This is a genomic window from Rhodoferax sp. LS1P39 (assembly GCF_056521425.1).
Window position 1 is genome coordinate 542,157 of sequence record NZ_JBWMAV010000002.1, and the last position, 17,291, is coordinate 559,447.

The 17,291-nt window shown below is 53.3% G+C and carries 17 protein-coding genes; 2 read left to right on the top strand and 15 right to left on the bottom strand.

Going from position 1 to position 17,291, the window contains the following annotated elements; genetic code table 11:
• The first annotated feature begins 307 nt into the window (after positions 1 to 307).
• Together AC097O_RS05900 and AC097O_RS05905 are read left to right on the top strand one after the other, a co-directional pair.
• Positions 308 to 1,183, top strand: a complete 876-nt coding sequence (locus tag AC097O_RS05900) for a glycosyltransferase (RefSeq protein WP_479591914.1) — start codon at positions 308 to 310, stop codon at positions 1,181 to 1,183.
• Between the two features lie 10 nt (positions 1,184 to 1,193).
• Positions 1,194 to 2,327 (top strand): glycosyltransferase family 4 protein, encoded by a 1,134-nt coding sequence (locus AC097O_RS05905; RefSeq protein WP_479591915.1) that lies wholly within the window; start codon positions 1,194 to 1,196, stop codon positions 2,325 to 2,327.
• On the opposite strand, the gene AC097O_RS05910 is transcribed toward AC097O_RS05905, so the two are convergent.
• From AC097O_RS05910 to epsF, 15 genes are all read right to left on the bottom strand, one after another.
• On the bottom strand, positions 2,324 to 3,397 hold the full coding sequence (locus AC097O_RS05910) for an acyltransferase family protein (RefSeq protein ID WP_479591916.1): 1,074 nt from the start codon (positions 3,395 to 3,397) through the stop codon (positions 2,324 to 2,326). The genes AC097O_RS05905 and AC097O_RS05910 overlap by 4 nt on opposite strands.
• A gap of 126 nt (positions 3,398 to 3,523) precedes the next feature.
• Positions 3,524 to 4,132, bottom strand: coding sequence for a serine O-acetyltransferase (locus tag AC097O_RS05915; protein WP_479591917.1), 609 nt, complete (start codon positions 4,130 to 4,132; stop codon positions 3,524 to 3,526).
• Between the two features lie 32 nt (positions 4,133 to 4,164).
• A complete protein-coding gene (locus AC097O_RS05920; protein ID WP_479591918.1) occupies positions 4,165 to 5,079 on the bottom strand; it encodes a DUF4124 domain-containing protein in 915 nt (304 codons plus the stop codon).
• A 149-nt stretch (positions 5,080 to 5,228) separates the two neighbouring features.
• Positions 5,229 to 6,644 carry an O-antigen ligase family protein gene (locus tag AC097O_RS05925; protein ID WP_479591919.1) on the bottom strand — a complete coding sequence of 472 codons (1,416 nt, stop codon included), beginning with the start codon at positions 6,642 to 6,644 and terminating at the stop codon, positions 5,229 to 5,231.
• A 5-nt stretch (positions 6,645 to 6,649) separates the two neighbouring features.
• Entirely contained in the window at positions 6,650 to 7,483 is an 834-nt protein-coding gene (locus tag AC097O_RS05930) for a glycosyltransferase family 2 protein (RefSeq protein ID WP_479591920.1), read from the bottom strand.
• A 21-nt stretch (positions 7,484 to 7,504) separates the two neighbouring features.
• Positions 7,505 to 8,272 carry a glycosyltransferase family 2 protein gene (locus AC097O_RS05935; protein ID WP_479591921.1) on the bottom strand — a complete coding sequence of 256 codons (768 nt, stop codon included), beginning with the start codon at positions 8,270 to 8,272 and terminating at the stop codon, positions 7,505 to 7,507.
• Positions 8,259 to 8,975 carry a CatB-related O-acetyltransferase gene (locus AC097O_RS05940; protein WP_479591922.1) on the bottom strand — a complete coding sequence of 239 codons (717 nt, stop codon included), beginning with the start codon at positions 8,973 to 8,975 and terminating at the stop codon, positions 8,259 to 8,261. The genes AC097O_RS05935 and AC097O_RS05940 overlap by 14 nt, the downstream gene beginning before the upstream one ends.
• Positions 8,972 to 9,877, bottom strand: a complete 906-nt coding sequence (locus AC097O_RS05945) for a glycosyltransferase family protein (protein WP_479591923.1) — start codon at positions 9,875 to 9,877, stop codon at positions 8,972 to 8,974. Before AC097O_RS05945 ends, AC097O_RS05940 begins: the two co-directional genes overlap by 4 nt.
• A complete protein-coding gene (locus AC097O_RS05950; RefSeq protein ID WP_479591924.1) occupies positions 9,874 to 10,716 on the bottom strand; it encodes a glycosyltransferase family 2 protein in 843 nt (280 codons plus the stop codon). The genes AC097O_RS05945 and AC097O_RS05950 overlap by 4 nt, the downstream gene beginning before the upstream one ends.
• A 1-nt stretch (position 10,717) precedes the next feature.
• Positions 10,718 to 11,329, bottom strand: a complete 612-nt coding sequence (locus AC097O_RS05955) for an acyltransferase (RefSeq protein ID WP_479591925.1) — start codon at positions 11,327 to 11,329, stop codon at positions 10,718 to 10,720.
• A gap of 7 nt (positions 11,330 to 11,336) precedes the next feature.
• Positions 11,337 to 12,701 carry a flippase gene (locus tag AC097O_RS05960; RefSeq protein WP_479591926.1) on the bottom strand — a complete coding sequence of 455 codons (1,365 nt, stop codon included), beginning with the start codon at positions 12,699 to 12,701 and terminating at the stop codon, positions 11,337 to 11,339.
• A gap of 69 nt (positions 12,702 to 12,770) precedes the next feature.
• Complete coding sequence (fcl, locus tag AC097O_RS05965) at positions 12,771 to 13,703, bottom strand: GDP-L-fucose synthase (RefSeq protein ID WP_479591927.1); 933 nt, start codon at positions 13,701 to 13,703, stop codon at positions 12,771 to 12,773.
• 5 nt (positions 13,704 to 13,708) lie between these two features.
• Positions 13,709 to 14,830, bottom strand: a complete 1,122-nt coding sequence (gmd, locus tag AC097O_RS05970; protein ID WP_479591928.1) for a GDP-mannose 4,6-dehydratase — start codon at positions 14,828 to 14,830, stop codon at positions 13,709 to 13,711.
• Between the two features lie 133 nt (positions 14,831 to 14,963).
• Positions 14,964 to 15,845, bottom strand: coding sequence for a chain length determinant protein tyrosine kinase EpsG (gene epsG / locus AC097O_RS05975; RefSeq protein ID WP_479591929.1), 882 nt, complete (start codon positions 15,843 to 15,845; stop codon positions 14,964 to 14,966).
• Positions 15,846 to 15,865: 20 nt separating this feature from the next.
• Complete coding sequence (gene epsF, locus AC097O_RS05980) at positions 15,866 to 17,284, bottom strand: chain length determinant protein EpsF (protein WP_479591930.1); 1,419 nt, start codon at positions 17,282 to 17,284, stop codon at positions 15,866 to 15,868.
• Positions 17,285 to 17,291 lie beyond the last annotated feature (7 nt).

The following is a 17,291-nucleotide window of genomic DNA, read 5'->3' on the forward strand; positions in this document are numbered from 1 at the left end:
AATGACACTCCAAAACCAAAACATCATTTGTTTCGCAGGCGAAGACTGGTGGTTTCACAACCCCCATTCAAACCTGCACATCATGCAGGCGCTGTCGGCGCGTAACCGCATTTTGTTTGTCAATTCTCCCGGTATCAAAATGCCGGATTTCAAGAAAGACAAATTTGCCTACAAGCGGGTTTTCAAGAAGCTAAAAAGCTTTGCACGGTTTGTAAAACAGGCCCAAGAAAATATTTGGGTGTTTACGCCTTTTGCGATACCGATTATTCCAAAGTACCAAAAATCGATATCGGCATTCAATACGGCGATGCTGTTGTTTCAGATCCGTTTTTTGAAATGGTGGCTCAAGCTGGATAACCCCATCCTCTGGGTCACGGTGCTGGTCGCCAAAGACGTGGCCTTGAAGCTGCGGGCAGATGATGGCAAGTGCTTGGTGTACTACTGCGTAGACAACACACCCCACTATCCGGGTGTAGACCACGCCTACATGATCGCGCTAGAAAACGACCTGCACCGCAAGGCCGATCTCGCGCTGTTTGTGAACCACACGCTATTAGAAGAACGCAGATCCTTCAACCCCAACACTTTCTACACCGGGCACGGTGTCAACTACCCGCACTTCTCGCAAGCCCAGAGCCGCACGCTGGCAACGCCCGATGACATCGCCGCAATCCAAGGGCCGATTGCAGGCTACATGGGCGAAATCAACAGCCTGGACATTGACCTTCTGGTCTACCTGGCCACGAACAACCCCGACATTTCTTTCGTGTTCATTGGCGACATCTTTGCTGACATGCAGGTGGTCAACGCGCTGAAAAACGTGCACTTTCTGGGCAAACGCACCTACGAGCAGCTGCCCGCCTATCTGCAGTGCTTCGACGTTTGCTGCCTCTACTACAAGACCGAAGCCACATTCAACAACTACCGCAATCCCAAAAAATTGCTCGAGTACCTGGCGACCGGTAAACCCATCGTGTCGGTGTCGATTCTGGAAGTCGAGCATTTCCGGGAGTACGTGGCCATTGCCCGCTCGTACCCGGAGTACAGCGCGCTGCTGCGCCAAGCCATCGACGGCGACAGCGCCGCCAGCCGAGAAAAGCGCATCGCTTTCGCCCAGCACCAAACCTGGGAAGACGTGGCCGATGGCATCGCACAGCGGATCCAGTCGGTGATGGCTACATGAGCGCACACCCATGAAAATCATTGTTTTGGGCCTACGCGGTTTTCCCAACATCCAGGGGGGTGTAGAGACCCACTGCGAGCATCTCTACACCCGGGTTGCATCACGCGGCCACGAGGTACTGGTGCTAGGCCGCAAGCCGTACATGGACGCTTCGGTCACCGAGTACAAAGGCGTGCAATTGGTGCCGCTGCCATGCCCACGCAAGCGCTCGCTGGAGGCTTTTTTGCACACCTTTCTGGGTGTTCTGAAGGCTCGAACCCTGAACCCCGACATTCTTCATATCCATGCCATCGGGCCTTCACTTTTTGTGCCACTGGCCCGGCTGCTGGGCCTGAGGGTGGTCAGCACCAACCATGGGCCCGACTACGACCGCGCAAAGTGGGGCCACATGGCACGGTCGATTTTGCGCATCGGCGAAACCATGGGCAGCCGCTTTTCCAGTGCGGTGGTAGCCATCTCCGAACCCATCGCGCTGCATTTGCGGCAGCGGCATGGTTGCACACCCTTTGTCATACCGAATGGCGTGGTGCCGCGGGCTCCGTCGGAGTCGGTCACCACGCTGCAACAGTTCGGCCTGGAGCCTGGGCGTTACCTGCTGGCTGTCGCCCGCCTTGTGCCAGAAAAAGGCCTGCACGACCTGCTCGATGCATTTGCCATGGCCCAACTGGAAGGGTGGAAACTAGTCATTGCGGGAGGAGCCGACCACGAAGATGCCTATAGCCTGGCCCTCAAGGCCAAAGCATCGGCCATGCCCCATGTGGTGATGACCGGCTTTGTGACCGGCCAACCCCTGGTCCAACTGTATAGCCACGCCGGGTTGTTTGCCCTTCCCTCGTACCATGAAGGCCTGCCCATTGTGCTGCTGGAAGCCATGGGCTACGGATTACCGGTCATCGTTTCCGACATACCGGCCAACCGCCAGGTGGAGATCAGCGAAGACCGGTTTTTCCCGGCGGGCAACATCGCGCTGGCCAGCGAAAGAATCAAGGCCCACGCACAGTGCAGCTTTACGCCAGAACAAAAAGCGGCACAGATCGCCTACATCGCCAGGGCCTTCAATTGGGACAACATTGCAGACGAGACGCTGGGTGTGTACCGCAGCCTGCTATCACCCGCAGCCAAAAAGGCGCTGACCAGGCTCTAGATCGCCGCAGGTCGCAACTTGGCGGACAGGGCCTTGCCCAGCGCCATCCAGCGGTGTTCGTAGTAATAGGTGGAGCAGTGTGCCAGCACAAACAGCACCACCAGGAACAAGGGGCGCTTTGCCATGCGCTCCATCACGGTGTCACCGGTCCAAAGCCAGGTGCCAGTCAACCCTACGTGCCACACATACAAGGCATAGGAAATGCCTGCAAGGTAGATCCATGGGCGGGCCTGCAGCCGCTGCACCATGGCGATGCCCGGATTGAGCAGGGTCGCGCCAATCAACGCAGCAGCCAGATACGGACGCGCAAAGTTCAGCCACTCGCCCTGGTGAAAGCAAGAAGCGATCAACAACAACACCAAGGGCCAGCGAGGTACCGTTTGCATGAAGCGCAGCAGCCCCTCACCCACCCTGCCCAGCCGCCCCTGGTACACCAGGGCCAACGTGCACCCCGCCAATATCTCGTCCATGCGAAAGTAAGTGACGCTGGACGCGTACACATGGTGGTAAATGCGAAACAGCGTAAAAAACAAACCAAAAAGGGGAAGAACCAGAATGCCTTTCGCCCTGAACAAAAAGAACAAAATAGCAACGCCAATATAAAACTGCATCTCGACGCACAGGCTCCAAAGGTGATCGGTCAATTGCACTAAATGGGATGGTGGCAGGTTGGCGTAGAAGAAATAATGCGCGGCCCATGTTTCAAGATTAGCCCTTTCACTGAAAGGCAGAACCAGCGCCAGAAACAGCCACACCAGCGGCACAATGCGAAAAAAACGCCGAATCAGAAAATCAGACACCGTGGCGCTAGGCCGCAATAAAAAACTGGTAATCAAAAACCCGGACAAATTAAAAAACAGCACCATGCCCAGAATACCCACCGAATCATTGACCGCCCAGGCCTGGGGTGCATGGGCCAGAAACCCCGGTGACCAGGCATTTAGCTTGTGAAACAACCAATCCATGGTTTTGGGGCCAAAAGGCAGTGGAACAATATGTGCCACCAAAACCAAGCAAATACTCAGGCCGCGCCAGCCGTCCAGGACCTTGAAGTGTGTGTGGTGTTGCATGGTGCTTGAGCAGGCTCCGGTTTAAACACTGGCCGAGTCACTCGGTAAAAATTGCGCCGCGCCCCGGCGCAGACCCTCTATCCATGGAAATACCCCAAGCGAAGTGCGTGCCAAGCGTGGCTTCTACTACAGGTCCATGCGCACCTTGATGCCATCTTTTCGAACGATGTAGGCAGGCACGCCCACCACCGTGCAGTTTGGCGGTACATCCTTGACCACCACCGCATTGGCACCCACCTGCGAATTCGCGCCCACCGTCACCTTGCCGATGACCTTGGCCCCTGCGGAGATGGTCACGTTGTCGCCCAGCGTGGGGGCATCTGTAGCGTTTGAGAAGCCTAGGGTCACTTGCTGGTTGATCCAGCAGTTTTGTCCGATCTCCGCCGCCGCGATGATGGTGGCAAAGCCATGCTGGATGAACAGCCCACCACCGATTTTTTTTGTGTGGATGTAGAGCGACGGCATGGGGCGGCACAGCCATGACAACAGCAACCCGACGATTCCCACGCGGTAGTAGAAGAGGTTGCGGTACTCTGGATTGAAGGTCATGAACCGCACAAACAGCCCCATAGATGCCAGGGTTCCGTGGGGCCGCGCCCCGCAGATCACGGCACCCCAGCGGTCCAGGTCCTGGTGGATGACGGTGCGGCGGGCACTAATGCATAGCAGCAGCATATGGGGCACAAGACGTATGCCGCTGACCACCATGGCGGCCAATTTGAGAAATTTAAGCAAGGTGTTCTAGTGGATGCGGCCCGACGTGCCCATTACGGCTTGCCGTAGTCATGGGGCAAAAACTGCAGCTTGTCCCAGGGGAAGCCATCCAGAATGGCCCAGGCCGGCGCGTTGTTCAAAATGGCGGGGTACGGATTGGGCAGCCCGGCGGCAGTGTAAGACTTGGGGTTTTGGGCACGGATACCGATGGCACCCGCGTAGTCCCACACCACAAACCCGTAAATCTGCGCAGCCTTGGCGATCACCTTGCCCGCGGGGCGCATTTTCAAGGCATCTACATTGACGCTGGGGTCCAGACGGAACCGCAGGCCTTCCGGAATGCGGTTGGGCTCTTTTTGGGGATTCGCCCCATCGGACCGCTTGGCGGGCCAAGAGAAAACGTTGGCCGCCTCCAGCTCGGGCAGGGCAATGCCAATCACGTGGCGAATCTCGCCGCGGCGCAGCTCTTCGGCCGTGATCTGCCCGCCCAGAAATGGCAGGCCTGTGGCCGTGGTGCCATAGTAACCAGGCCAGCGTCCATCGTTTTTGGAAGCGTTTTGCATGCGCCCTCCCCAGCAGGCCTGCCACTGTTCACCTACCTTGCGGGTCAGCCAGAATTCCCAGATGGTGTCGGTGGACGGCTGGTAGATGGTCATTTCCGCATCGCTGCCGCCAGCGGGTACCGCGTAGTCGGGCCACGGCACCTCGGCCCACTGCTGCGGCAGGCCCGGGTCGCGTCCAAACTTGGGCATGCACACCCATTGGTCAATGCGCTTTTTGGGCGTGTCGGGGCCCACCACATACACGGGGCTTGCCCACGACTCGAAATTGATGGCCACCGTGTTGTAGTAAGTTTTTTTCTGCCTCAGAAACGACTCTACAAAGCGGGCTGAATTGGCGTGCAGCGGCGCATCTGCGGGAATGGGCGTGTACCAAAAGCTTTCTGGCGCAAACACAGAATCTGTCATCAAAGCGTCCGCAGCAGCCGCAGGGATGTCTGCTTGGGTCGGCATAGAAACCAGTGCGAGCTGCGCGGCCAGGAGCCATGCGCTCCCGGTGCGAAATATGAACTTGGTGGTGCTTTTCATGGCGAAGACCTTTCTGCGGAGAAACCCCGCTAGACAGACGTGGAAGTCAAGGGGTCGGGCCGCAAGCCCACACTGTTCTGCGGATTCACCTGCGGACTAGCCAGTAGTGCCTGCTGCCGCACGATGATGGCGCAGGCGGTACCAATCACAAACCAGAAGTACCAGTTGAACGCAAGGTAGTCCAGCATATTGTCTGAATAAGACACTACCAAGTATTCAATCACCACCGCAATCACGATCACGGTGCCAAGCTTGTCGCCCTGCATGCCCAGCTTGAGGATGGAAAAGATGCGGAAGTACAGCCAGGCGGCACAAGCCAAACCCAGAATGCCGGCTTCAAACAGCCACTGCACATACACATTGTGCGCCCCCCAGTTACCCCCATTGGCCAAGGGGAAAAAATCGATTGAATAAAAAGCAAACGACTGCGATCCGTAACCCAGCGGGTACGACCACCACTGCATGAAGCCGATGCCCGATTCCCAGATCATCTTGCGCCATTCGTAGGAGTTGGACGGCATGTTGTTGGTCCAATACACCTTGGCCGAATCCAGCTCAAGCACCCTCTCTCGCACGTCGGGCACCAGCATGGCCAGCATGCCCCCAATCACCATGTAGACCAGGTAACGGCGCTCAAAAATCAGGCCGTACATCAAAAATACCACCGCGCAAGCGGCCCATGCACTGCGGGTTTTGGTGAGCAGCAGATCGGCGAACAGCACGCCGATATAGGCGAAAAGTATCCACCGCTGCACGCGCGGCACCTTCAGTACCTCGCTCTTTGCCATGTAGAAAGCCAGCGTGATCACCACCAGCAGGTAAAACGCAAAAATGTTGGCATGCGGAAACACGCTGCTTACCCGGTTGCCATTAACACCGCCCATACCGCCTTGCGCAAAGTCGACAAAACCGTAGAACGCGGGCACCACCGATGACAGCAGCACGATGCGAATGGTGAAGCCCAAATCCTTCTGGCATTGCTTCAGGTAAAAAGGCACGATGAACACGGCCACGCTGGTCAGGTAGCCCAGAAACACCCGAATACCTTTGCCCAGCTCGGGCGCACGCAATGCGGCAAGCGCCATGACCAACACCAGTGGAAGCCACATCGGAATCACCACCGATGCCACCACCTTGGGCTTTTCCACGAACATCAAAAAGGCGATCAGCAAAACCAGCAGGTTCATCAAGGCGCCCGCGCTCAAGGCACCGGCCCGCGTGGCCTCAATCACGGGGTCGATGGCCACCCGCACCAAAATCAGCAGCAGGAACAGCCTGGCTTTGTCTGCAAAAAACAGAAACACCAAAAACAGCGCCGCGGGCACCAGAACGATACGAATCAACTTCTCGTCCACCCAGGCACCATACGACACCGCACCCATGCCCGCCACCACGCACAGTGCCAGCCAGGCCAGGCCGCCCATAAGCGCTGCGGGCTTCACCATCACCACTACCTACCCTCTGCGGGCAGCGCTCTGCCACGGTCTCGAAGGCGCTTTAGCGCGCCCCAGGCCTTGCTGGGAAACACCGCCTTCAGGCTACGCTTGACTGCCAGCTTGGAGAGCTTGGCGTACATCACCAACTTGCTGCGGGGGAAATACTTGGTGTACACGCGGTGGCGCAGGCGCACCGTATCCTGGGGTGCCAGCGCGGAGTAGCCGCCCGTCAAAAACTCGGTAATCAGCACATCGACATGCTGAAACACCTTGCCGGCTTTTAGCAAACGCAGGCCCAAGTCATAGTCTGCCGCCACGCGCTCGGTGGCATCCAGACCATATTCTTTTTGCAAGGCGGTGCGCACAAAACACGACTGGTGGCAGAAACCAAGGCCATCTTCCATCGTGGCCTGTGGCACGGCGCGCTCGACCCAACGGTAGTCTTCAAACACGTAGATGCTGTCGCCGTAGATAACATCGCACTTTGCCGAGTCGCAGGCTTGGAACGACCGCGAGATTACGCCGCTATCCACAAAAAAATCGCCCGCATTCTGGAACAGCACCCACTCGCCGGTGGCGAGGTCGGCACCCTTGTTCATGGCCTGGTAAATGCCACCGTCTTTGCCGCTGACCATCTTGGTGATGCCGTGGCTGTACTTGGCCACGATGTCCAGCGTGCCATCGGTGGACAGGCCATCCACCACGATGAACTCGAGGTTGGGATAGTCTTGCGCAATCACACTTTGCAGCGTGCGCTCTATCAGGTCCACGGCATTGAGCACCACGGTGATCACCGTGACTTTCGGAAGCGTGGCCTGCGGTGCAGCTGTAACGCTGGCTGGTGTCATGGCAAATTCTTTCTCAATACTTCAATACGATTCGTTCATCAGGCGCTTCTTCAAGCCGCGCACCCAGACATAGCGGAAAAAATACCATGCGTACTCCAGCGACGCAAAATGCTTGCGCTGCATGCGGTTGACCTCTTTGCGGGTCACCAGCACATGCTGGTTGCTACGCCCCAGGCACGAGTAAAAAGCGATGTCGCGCTCAAGAAAATAGAAGTCCCGACCGCCATTGCGCTTGAACGCGCGAATGATCCACTCGTAGTCGGCCGAATATTTATAGGCCTTGTCGAACGTGCCCAGATGCGAGAACAGCGAGCGCCGCACAAACACCGCCTGGTGGCAAAAAGAGTTGTGCAAAAACTCCGATACAGACCGCTTCTTGAACGCACTGGCCGGAAAACGCAGTCGGCCACCCGGCTCGTCTTCCAGGATCACGTTGCCGTAAACGAATGTTCTGGACGGGTCTTCCATAAACGCACGGCTTACATCGGCCAGCACGCGGTCGTCGGCAAACGCATCGTCGGCATTCAAAAAATACACCACATCGCCGGTAGCAAGCGCAATGCCCTTATTCATGGCATCAAAGATGCCGCCATCTTTTTCAGAGACGATGGTAGTGATGCGGTCTGCGTACTTGTAGACGATGGCCATGGTGCCATCGGTAGAGGCACCGTCCACCACCACATACTCAATATCGGCATCCTGCTGGGACATCACGGATTGGATCGTTCGCTCAATGCTTTTTGCGGCGTTGAAGCAGACGGTGACCACGGAAATTTTAATGCCGGGCATTTGGTTTCCAATCATTAGCATCAATTTTATAACTCTCGTCCATTAACGCCTGAACAGCATGATCATCCCCGCCACGAAATATATGCGCAGCGCCATTCAGCTTATCTATGGACCAGTCCCACCACTTTATTTCCAATAATTTACGTACAACTTCTGGACTAAACCGCATTCTGATCAACTTGGCAGGTACACCACCCACAATTGCATATGGTTCAACATCCCTAGCAACTATTGCACCAGCACCAATAATTGCCCCATCGCCAATTTTTCGGCCATCCAAAATGACTGCGCGGGCACCAATCCAAACATCATTGCCAATAGTCACAGACGGTTGCTCGTCCACATAGTCCTTATCGGAAAATGTTACCGGCCCCGTTTGACCTTTTGTGGAGAAGAAAGCTGGATGACTCGACAACCAGTTACTAGGATGAACACCCATACCACCGATTAAAGCATGGGGACCAATGCTGCAAAATCGGCCTATTGAAACATTGTAAGCCCGGGAATCAGGAGCAAAATATGTAAAACGACCGACCGTTGCATCCCCAACTACCGCCCTATCAAATACCCGATTAAAGCCCTCAAACTTGGTATTCCCGTTAACATATGAAATTGGGGACGTAGTTAAACATTCAACTCTACGAGCAAGCTTATGCCGTCTGTACAGTGACCAAATTAATCGATCGGTTATTTCCGATCTCATTTACTTAAACCACCGATGATGCGATTAATTTTCCCTACTACTCTAGAGAAAATAGATGGCTGCAGTGTTTTAAAGTATTTCTTATGCCTAGCAAAAGCCTCGTTAGACTCAACCAGTGGAATATCCGCTATTTTTATAGGCTCTGAACTCATTTCAACGGTGTAGTCATCATTAGCATCGCAATGCACACCCGTGCCATCCATTCCGATGTTTTGCAACAATGATTGCTGAGGGAAAAGAACCAATCCATTCTTTAAAAAAATAGTTGCATACCAAAATATAAACCAAGTGCTTATCCTACCTTGGCGATTGGCTTCAAGTTGACCCCAATATGTAGGATTTGAATTATCAAAATTAAATCTCGATATGGAATCTGGCGTAAATTTATCCATGACAGCGATATCTTTTTGAAAATCACGCCAGGCTCTATCCCAAGTTGCCCAACCCCAACACAATGGCAATTTCAAAAAGTAAGTATCGACTTTTTTATTTACATCAACAGGATAGGTGCTACCGGAGATATGCATGATCTCTGGTTTGTCTTGGTAAAAGTTCAGCCCCTCATTCATGAAAGTCAAGAAATAAGGAGAACTGACCAAATCATCTTCAAGAACGATAGCCCGACCATACTTGTTGCAAAGCTGGCTTACGCCATCAATTATTGAACGAGCCAATCCCCAGTTCGAATCTCTTTCGACAATAACTACAGAGTTGAATCCATCAATTGTCTTGATGTACTTTCGCACCAGACTCACAGCTTCCACTGCATTTGAGTTTTTAGGTGCATCCGAGAAAATTATCAAATCACTCTTTGAGGCAAGAAAGTTTTTCTTAAGAGCCTCTACAGTTTTTTTTGTGTGTTCTGGTCGGTTGTAAACAAACAAAGCTATTGGAGCAGTCATTGGGTCCTCGAACTACGGTAAGCCTGCATTACTACATGAATAGAGTTCTTCCAAAACCAGTACAAATTTTTCATCAAAAATTTTCTATCGGCAACTAAAAATATAAAAACAGTCCAGTAAATCGGATTATTTGTAGATCGCTTGGAAAAAAACTTCTTTAAAAACTTAAGAAAACTAACTTCTTCAATTTTATGGTACCCCGTAGTTTCCTCATTTTGAACGAGAAATAATTCGGGGTCGGTCTGACATTTAAGCCCTTTTCTATGGGCACGAATAGTAAACTCGTAATCGGATAAATAATGGGGCAGCAATTTTGGATAGAATCCGCCTATAACCAAAAAATCTGACCAATGTAGAAAAAGGCCGCGGGTTGAGAGGCAGTTAATTTGATGAGAATTTTTTGCCGGTTGAAAAGTAATATTTTTCAAATCAAAATGAACGCCAGATTCGGAAACCTTACCATTTTCACTCTTGTATTGAGAAAGTAGTAAACATCCCTTTCTTGATTTCATCATATCAATGCCTTGCTGGAGATAATTTTCCTCCACCGCCACATCATCGTTGATTATCAAAATCAGTGAGTCTGCTGCAACAGATTGGTCTTCCAACCATTTTCGCCCTTTCTCCAAACTCCCGCCCCACCACCAATTACCCTGTCCACGCAAAATAACGCTATTTGAAATATTTTCAGAAACCATATCAGCGGTACCATCTGTAGAACCATCATCTATTAAAATTAATTTATAGTTCCGAAATGTTTGCCGAGATAAGCAATCAATAAATTTCTCTGTTATTTTTATGCGATTATGAACGGGCAATATAATATACAAACTATCCACGTCAAATTTCCCCAATAATTTTAGCCGGATTACCAGCCGCAATCTTATTTGCCGAGATGCTTCTAGTTACAACCGATCCAGCTCCTACGACACTATTTTCCCCAATAGTGACCCCTTTTAAAATAAAACATCCAGTTCCAATAAAAACATTATCTTCAATTACAACCGGAGAACTATCGATTTCTTCAAATTTATTATTAAATCGCCTATTTTCAGATTTTAATGAGTGGAAATTTGTATCAGCAATAGTTACATTAGCACCTATCAAGCAGTTACGGCCAATCGATACAGATTTCATTGCACAGATACTCGTCCCACTCAATCCGGAGTTTTCGCCAACCCTAATCTGAGCACCTTCGCGCAATGTCCTAAGAATAACGGGGTGATTAACACCCAAAGCGGTATGAGTCGACACCGAGCACAGAACAACGTTTTTGCTCAGTTCAATTACAGACTTCTCATGCTTCTCAATTATTGGCAAGCCATAAAATCGGCAGTTCTGAAAAATCAGCCCTTGTTCCTTTAAAATTTTTGGAACACTAATACGCCAGTAATAGTCATCGAATTTCCATCGATAATATTGAATTCTTTTAATAATTTTATGAATAATCATTAAAGACCTACAGTCGTTTCAGTTTTTTAAAAAATTTACATCCGTACTTATAAGGCGCAATCAATGAAATCAACATCATCTTTAAATTCTGGCGCGCCGGTCTTATAAAAATTTGCAAAATATTCGGACTAAATTGAGCAATAAGCGTAGCAATTGCTGCACCTTTTATTCCATAAATAGGAATTAGGATTAAATTAAATGCCACATTCAGAACTGCCCCGAAAGCGGTGTAATACATACTGTACTTTTGTAAGTTCTCTGTAATAAGCCACTTTCCATGAGCGAACGACATACATACCGCGACTCCTGCCCATATCTGTATTGAAAAAACAGATGCGGTTTCAGCGTAAGCTTCGCCATACATTAAATTAATAGCGAATGGAGCCAGCAACGTTGCAACTACCGCCACAAATATGCCGAGCCAAGTCATGAAATCGTATAACTGTTGAATTCTTGCAAGATAGAGTGCTTCACTTTGCTTCTTGGCACTCATAATTGCAGGAAAAACAGAACTGGCAATTCCCATCGGTACAAAATACCAAATCTCACTGAGTCGGACAGCAACAGAAAATAGTCCAACCTCTTTATCTCCAAGCATTTGGCCGATCATGATTTGATCGATCCGCATGTAGATCATTACAGTTAAGCCAGATAGAATCAATGGCCAACTGTGTGAAAGCATTTCGCGGGCTACGTCTTTTCTGTATCGCCAAGTTTTAATTTTTTTTAGATTTTTCTTATACGCCAGAACTAGAAAAAATGAGGTCAAGGCAACTTCACCCAAACCAACCAGGCCAAATCCAATAAGTGACGCGGAAGTTAATAGCATCACTATCTTAACTAGTGTCATTAGTACAAATGCACTATTTGCCGCAATTACGGTGTATTTTGACTTTACCGTAGCCTGGAAATAGAAATCTATGACATTGAACGATTGAAATATAAAGCCAGCAGCAGTTAACCCAACAAGTATAAAAACTTCCGTTTCACCTGGGCGCAAAAACATTATTGCAACCATCGTTATAAGAATAGTTAATACTCCGCCAACTAACTTCAAAGCAAATGCGGTACCTAGTAACGCATCTTCTCTTTCTGGGTTCTTTATCAATTCACGGATAACGATGTTATCCAAACCCAGTGAGGCAAAGGTACCGAACAGCCCACCGAAAGCTCCGGCATAGCTAAGAACTCCAAGTCCTGATGGACCTAAGTACCTTGCCACCCAGACTCCGACGATAAGCCCCACTCCCATCCGGAGAATTTTGTCTGCAAAGAGCCAGCTGCTATTTCCAAGTATTGCCTGGAGCCCCTGGCGCCCGTCGAGTCTCTTCCGAACAGAGATGGGGAGGTACTTAAACCAGCCGGCATTCATGAGACATCCAATCTGCAAGGCTGGTCCGAATTGCGCACGGCTTCGCTCCGCTGTAATAGGCCTCGTCCGTCACGCCACCGAGGCACTAAAGTCCTTGTACGTCATTTCAATGCCGCGCTTCAAATCAATGCTGGCTGTCCAACCCATGGCACCCAGTCGCGATACGTCGAGCAGCTTGCGCGGGGTGCCGTCTGGCTTGGAGGCATCGAAGGCCAGCTCGCCCTCAAACCCCACCACCGCCTTGATGGTTTCGGCCAGCTCGCGGATGGTGACATCGGTGCCGGTGCCCACGTTGTACAGGCCGTCGTTCACGCCTTCGTTTTCCATGAGGAACACGCTGGCATCGGCCATGTCGTCCACGTGCAGAAACTCGCGCATGGGTTTGCCGGAGCCCCAGACTTCAAGTTGTTTGTCACCACGCAGCTTGGCCTCGTGTGCCTTGCGGATCAGCGCGGGCAGCACGTGCGAGTTGTTCAGGTCGTAGTTGTCGTTGGGGCCATACAGGTTGGTGGGCATGGCGCTGACGTAATGCCGTCCGTACTGGCGGTTGTACGACTCGCACATCTTTACGCCTGCGATCTTGGCAATGGCGTAGGGCTCGTTGGTGGCTTCCAGCGGACCGGTCAACAAATACTCTTCCTTGATAGGCTGAGGGCAGTCGCGCGGGTAGATGCAGCTGGAGCCCAGCGACAGCATGCGCTGCACACCGGCTTCGTGCGCCGCACCAATGACGTTGGCCTCGATCATCAGATTTTGGTAGATGAAGTCGGCACGGTAGACGTTGTTGGCGTGGATGCCACCCACCTTGGCCGCGGCCAGAAAGATGTAGCCCGGTTTCTCAGACTGCATGAATTTCCGCACTGCAGCCTGGTCCAGCAGGTCGAGTTCCTTGTGGGTGCGGGTGACGATATGTCTGTAGCCTTTGGCCTGGAGCTTGCGCACAATGGCCGAGCCCACCATGCCGCGATGGCCGGCAACGAATATTTTCGTATCACGGTCCATGGGCATTACTCGTGGTGGTCGTAGGTGTTGAAACCGGCGAGTTTGACCAGCGCGTCGCGCTTGGCGGCGGAATAGTCGGACTGCACCATTTCGCTCACCAGTTCGCGCAGCGAAGTCGCCGGTGTCCAGCCCAGCTTGACGCGCGCCTTGGTGGCATCGCCCAGCAGGGTTTCGACTTCTGTGGGGCGGTAGTAGCGTGGGTCGACCTTGACGATCACGTCACCCACCTTGCACTTGGCCTGGTCGCCTTCGACCTTGTCGACGATGCCGACTTCGTTCTCGCCCTCGCCTTCAAAGCGAATGGTGATGCCCAGCTCGGCACCTGCAAACTCCACAAATTGGCGCACGCTGTATTGCACGCCAGTGGCGATCACGAAGTCTTCGGCTTTGTCTTGCTGCAGCATCAGCCACTGCATCTCGACGTAGTCGCGTGCGTGGCCCCAGTCGCGCAGCGCGCTCATGTTGCCGAGGAACAGGCTTTCTTGCAGGCCCAGCGCGATGCGGGAGATGGCGCGCGTGATCTTGCGGGTCACGAAGGTTTCGCCGCGCACGGGGCTTTCGTGGTTGAACAAAATGCCGTTGCAGGCGTACATGCCATAGGCCTCGCGGTAGTTCACCGTGATCCAGTAGGCATACATCTTGGCTACCGCGTAAGGGCTGCGCGGGTAGAAAGGCGTGGTTTCCTTTTGGGGGATTTCTTGCACCAGGCCATAAAGTTCGCTGGTGGATGCCTGGTAGAAACGGGTCTTCTTTTCCAGGCCCAGGATGCGCATGGCTTCCAGGATACGCAGCGCGCCAATGCCGTCGGCGTTGGCGGTGTACTCGGGTTCTTCGAACGACACCGCCACGTGGCTTTGCGCCGCCAGGTTATAGATTTCGTCGGGTTGCACTTTTTGGATGATGCGGACCAGGCTGGTGGAGTCGGTCAGATCACCGTGATGCAGCACAAACTTGCGACCGTCCATATGCGGGTCTTGGTACAGGTGGTCAATACGGTCGGTATTGAACAGCGAGCTGCGCCGCTTGATACCGTGCACCTCATAGCCCTTCTTAAGCAGAAACTCTGCAAGATAGGCACCGTCTTGGCCGGTGACGCCGGTAATGAGAGCGATCTTATGTGTGGTCAATTAAAACTCCAGTTACGAAAGATTGGTTGTGCCTCCCAGATTATGGGAGGCGGGTATTTAGCCGACTGAATGGTTGTATTTGCACACAACGGAGTTACCCGTTGGCAAATACGCTGTAAGTACGCGAAGGCATTCAAACATCGTTGATGACGGAACCCACCAGCGTGGCCCCTGCTTGCTGCAGGCTCAGCATAAGCTGTGCCACCTCGGGAACCAGGCTGCGGTTTTCACGGGCCAGCAGCAAGGCAGCACCGGCACGCACCGCAATGGTTTGCGCGTCGGCATAGGCAGTACCAGAGGGCGTATCGATAATCACAATATCGAAATCTGCGCTCACGGATTGCAAGAGCTCGGAAAACGCGGGGCGGCCCAGCAGCTCTTGGGGGTTAGGCGGTGTGGGCCCGGCAGGCAGAACCGACAAGGCCAGCAGGGATGGAATACGGACTATGGCCTGGGTGGTAGCCCGCCCCGCCAGAATGCTGGACAGGCCCGATTCGTTGCCTAGCTTGAACAGTTCGTGCTGGCGTGGCTTGCGCAGGTCGGCATCGATCAGCAGGGTGCGCTCGCCCAGTTGCGAGAACACGATGGCCAGGTTGGCGGCAATAAAACTGCGGCCATCGCCAGCACCCGGGCTGACGATGGCCAGCGCCTTGCGGTGCGTCTCGGCATCAAACCAACGCAGCATGAGCTGGCTACGCAATGCACGCAGTTGCTCCACCACCTTGCTGTAAGGCGTGTAGGCGGCCACCAGCTCTGTGCCAAAGCTGGAGTCGCGGGCAGGCAGGTAGGAGTAGTCAAACTGGTGCGACAGGGCAAACCGAATGTCGTCCTCGGTGAGCAGCCCTAGTTGGATGGCGGCATCACCAAAGCGCTTGCCCTGCTCTTTTTGCATGCGCAGGATGCGTTCGGCGTTCTCAGGGGTGAGGCGGCCTGCATCGACCAGAATGGCGCCGATAGAGCGGGTAGCACCAGCGGTGCCCAGGTTGGCGTAGAGGGGAGCGTCCATCGCTTTCATAATTGGGTTCCGAATCGCATTCAAGTCGCTGCCGCACCGACACGCGATCGGCGCTTAAACAAGGGGTTCAGAAGATCACGCCACCGCGGCGGTGTGGCCACCGATGCAATAGAGGCAAGCACTGGAAGGTTGGTGATGGATGCCAGGTCTTCCGCAGAGCGCACGCGGCGGTTGATGAGCTCTTGCAGCAGCGCAATGCCCAGCCCCAGCATGGTTCCCATGATGATGGAGGCGGCAACGTTGATCAAGATATTGGGCTTGGCCGGTGCCGTGGGCTCCGCGGCAGGGGTAAGAACGGCCACGTTGGTCTGCACCGTTTGGCTTTCCATGCGGGTTTGCATGGATTTTGTGCTGACGGTGTCGAAAGCGCGCTGCGCGGTTTCGACTTCGCGCTTGAGGATGGTGATTTCGTCGCGCTGCTGGCTCAGATCGATCACGCGCTTTTTCTGCGACTCAATCGCCTGGGCCAGTTCTTTTTCGCGTTGCCGACCCACCTGGTAGGAGGTGTTGATGCTGCTGGAAATTTGCCGGGTTTCTGCCGCCAGCCTGCTCTTCAGGGATGCCAGCTCCGACTGCATGCTTTGCGTTTGCGGATGGTTTTGGCCAAGATTGACATTGCTGTCTTGCAATTTGGATTCGAGCCGATTGACATCGGACTTGAGACTCACGATGACCGGGTTTTGCATCACATCCGACAGCGTGTCTGAGTTGCCGCTGGATTGGCGCTTGCTGGAGCTATCGGAGGTTTGGGCCTGCACGGTGGTCAAGACCTGCGAGAGTTCGCTGAGCTTGGCCTTTTCATAGTCCACCCGCTGCTCGTCCATGGCCAGGACGTTGTTCTTTTCCTGGTATTGGGTCAGGGCAGCCTGGGCTTTTTCGAGCTGGTCACGCAAAGTTTTGGCCTGGCCTTCGAACCAGTTGGCATATTGCCGGGCGGGCTCGATTTTGAGGTCGAGGTTGACATCGATGTAGGCCTGGGCAAAAGCATTCGCCACCGCCGCCACATAGGCCGGGTCGGTTCCCGAGAAGCCGATGCTGATGACGTTGCTTTCTTTGGAGGGCTTGACATCCAGCTTTTGCTGCAAGCCCGAAGCGAGCCACAGGTTGAGCTGGCCTTTGCCTTTGGTGGCGGTCATCCACCGCTCTTTCATGCCAGGGAGGTCTTCCAGGTGCATCAGCTGCACCACACGCTGGGCAACTCGGTCACTGTTGATGATGTCGAGCTGGGTGGCCATGTAGCTAGGCGCAATCAAGCCTGGCAGAACCACACCGGCCACCGGATCGGGCGACTTGACATCGATTACCAGTGCGGTACTGGCGATGTATTGCTTGGGCAAGCGCACGCTGACCACAAAGGTCGTAACCACAATGGCGATCAGCGTCAAGAGCGCTATCTTGTAACGCGCGCGCAGGATGAGCAGAAAAAGCTGGGGGGTCATAGTAGAT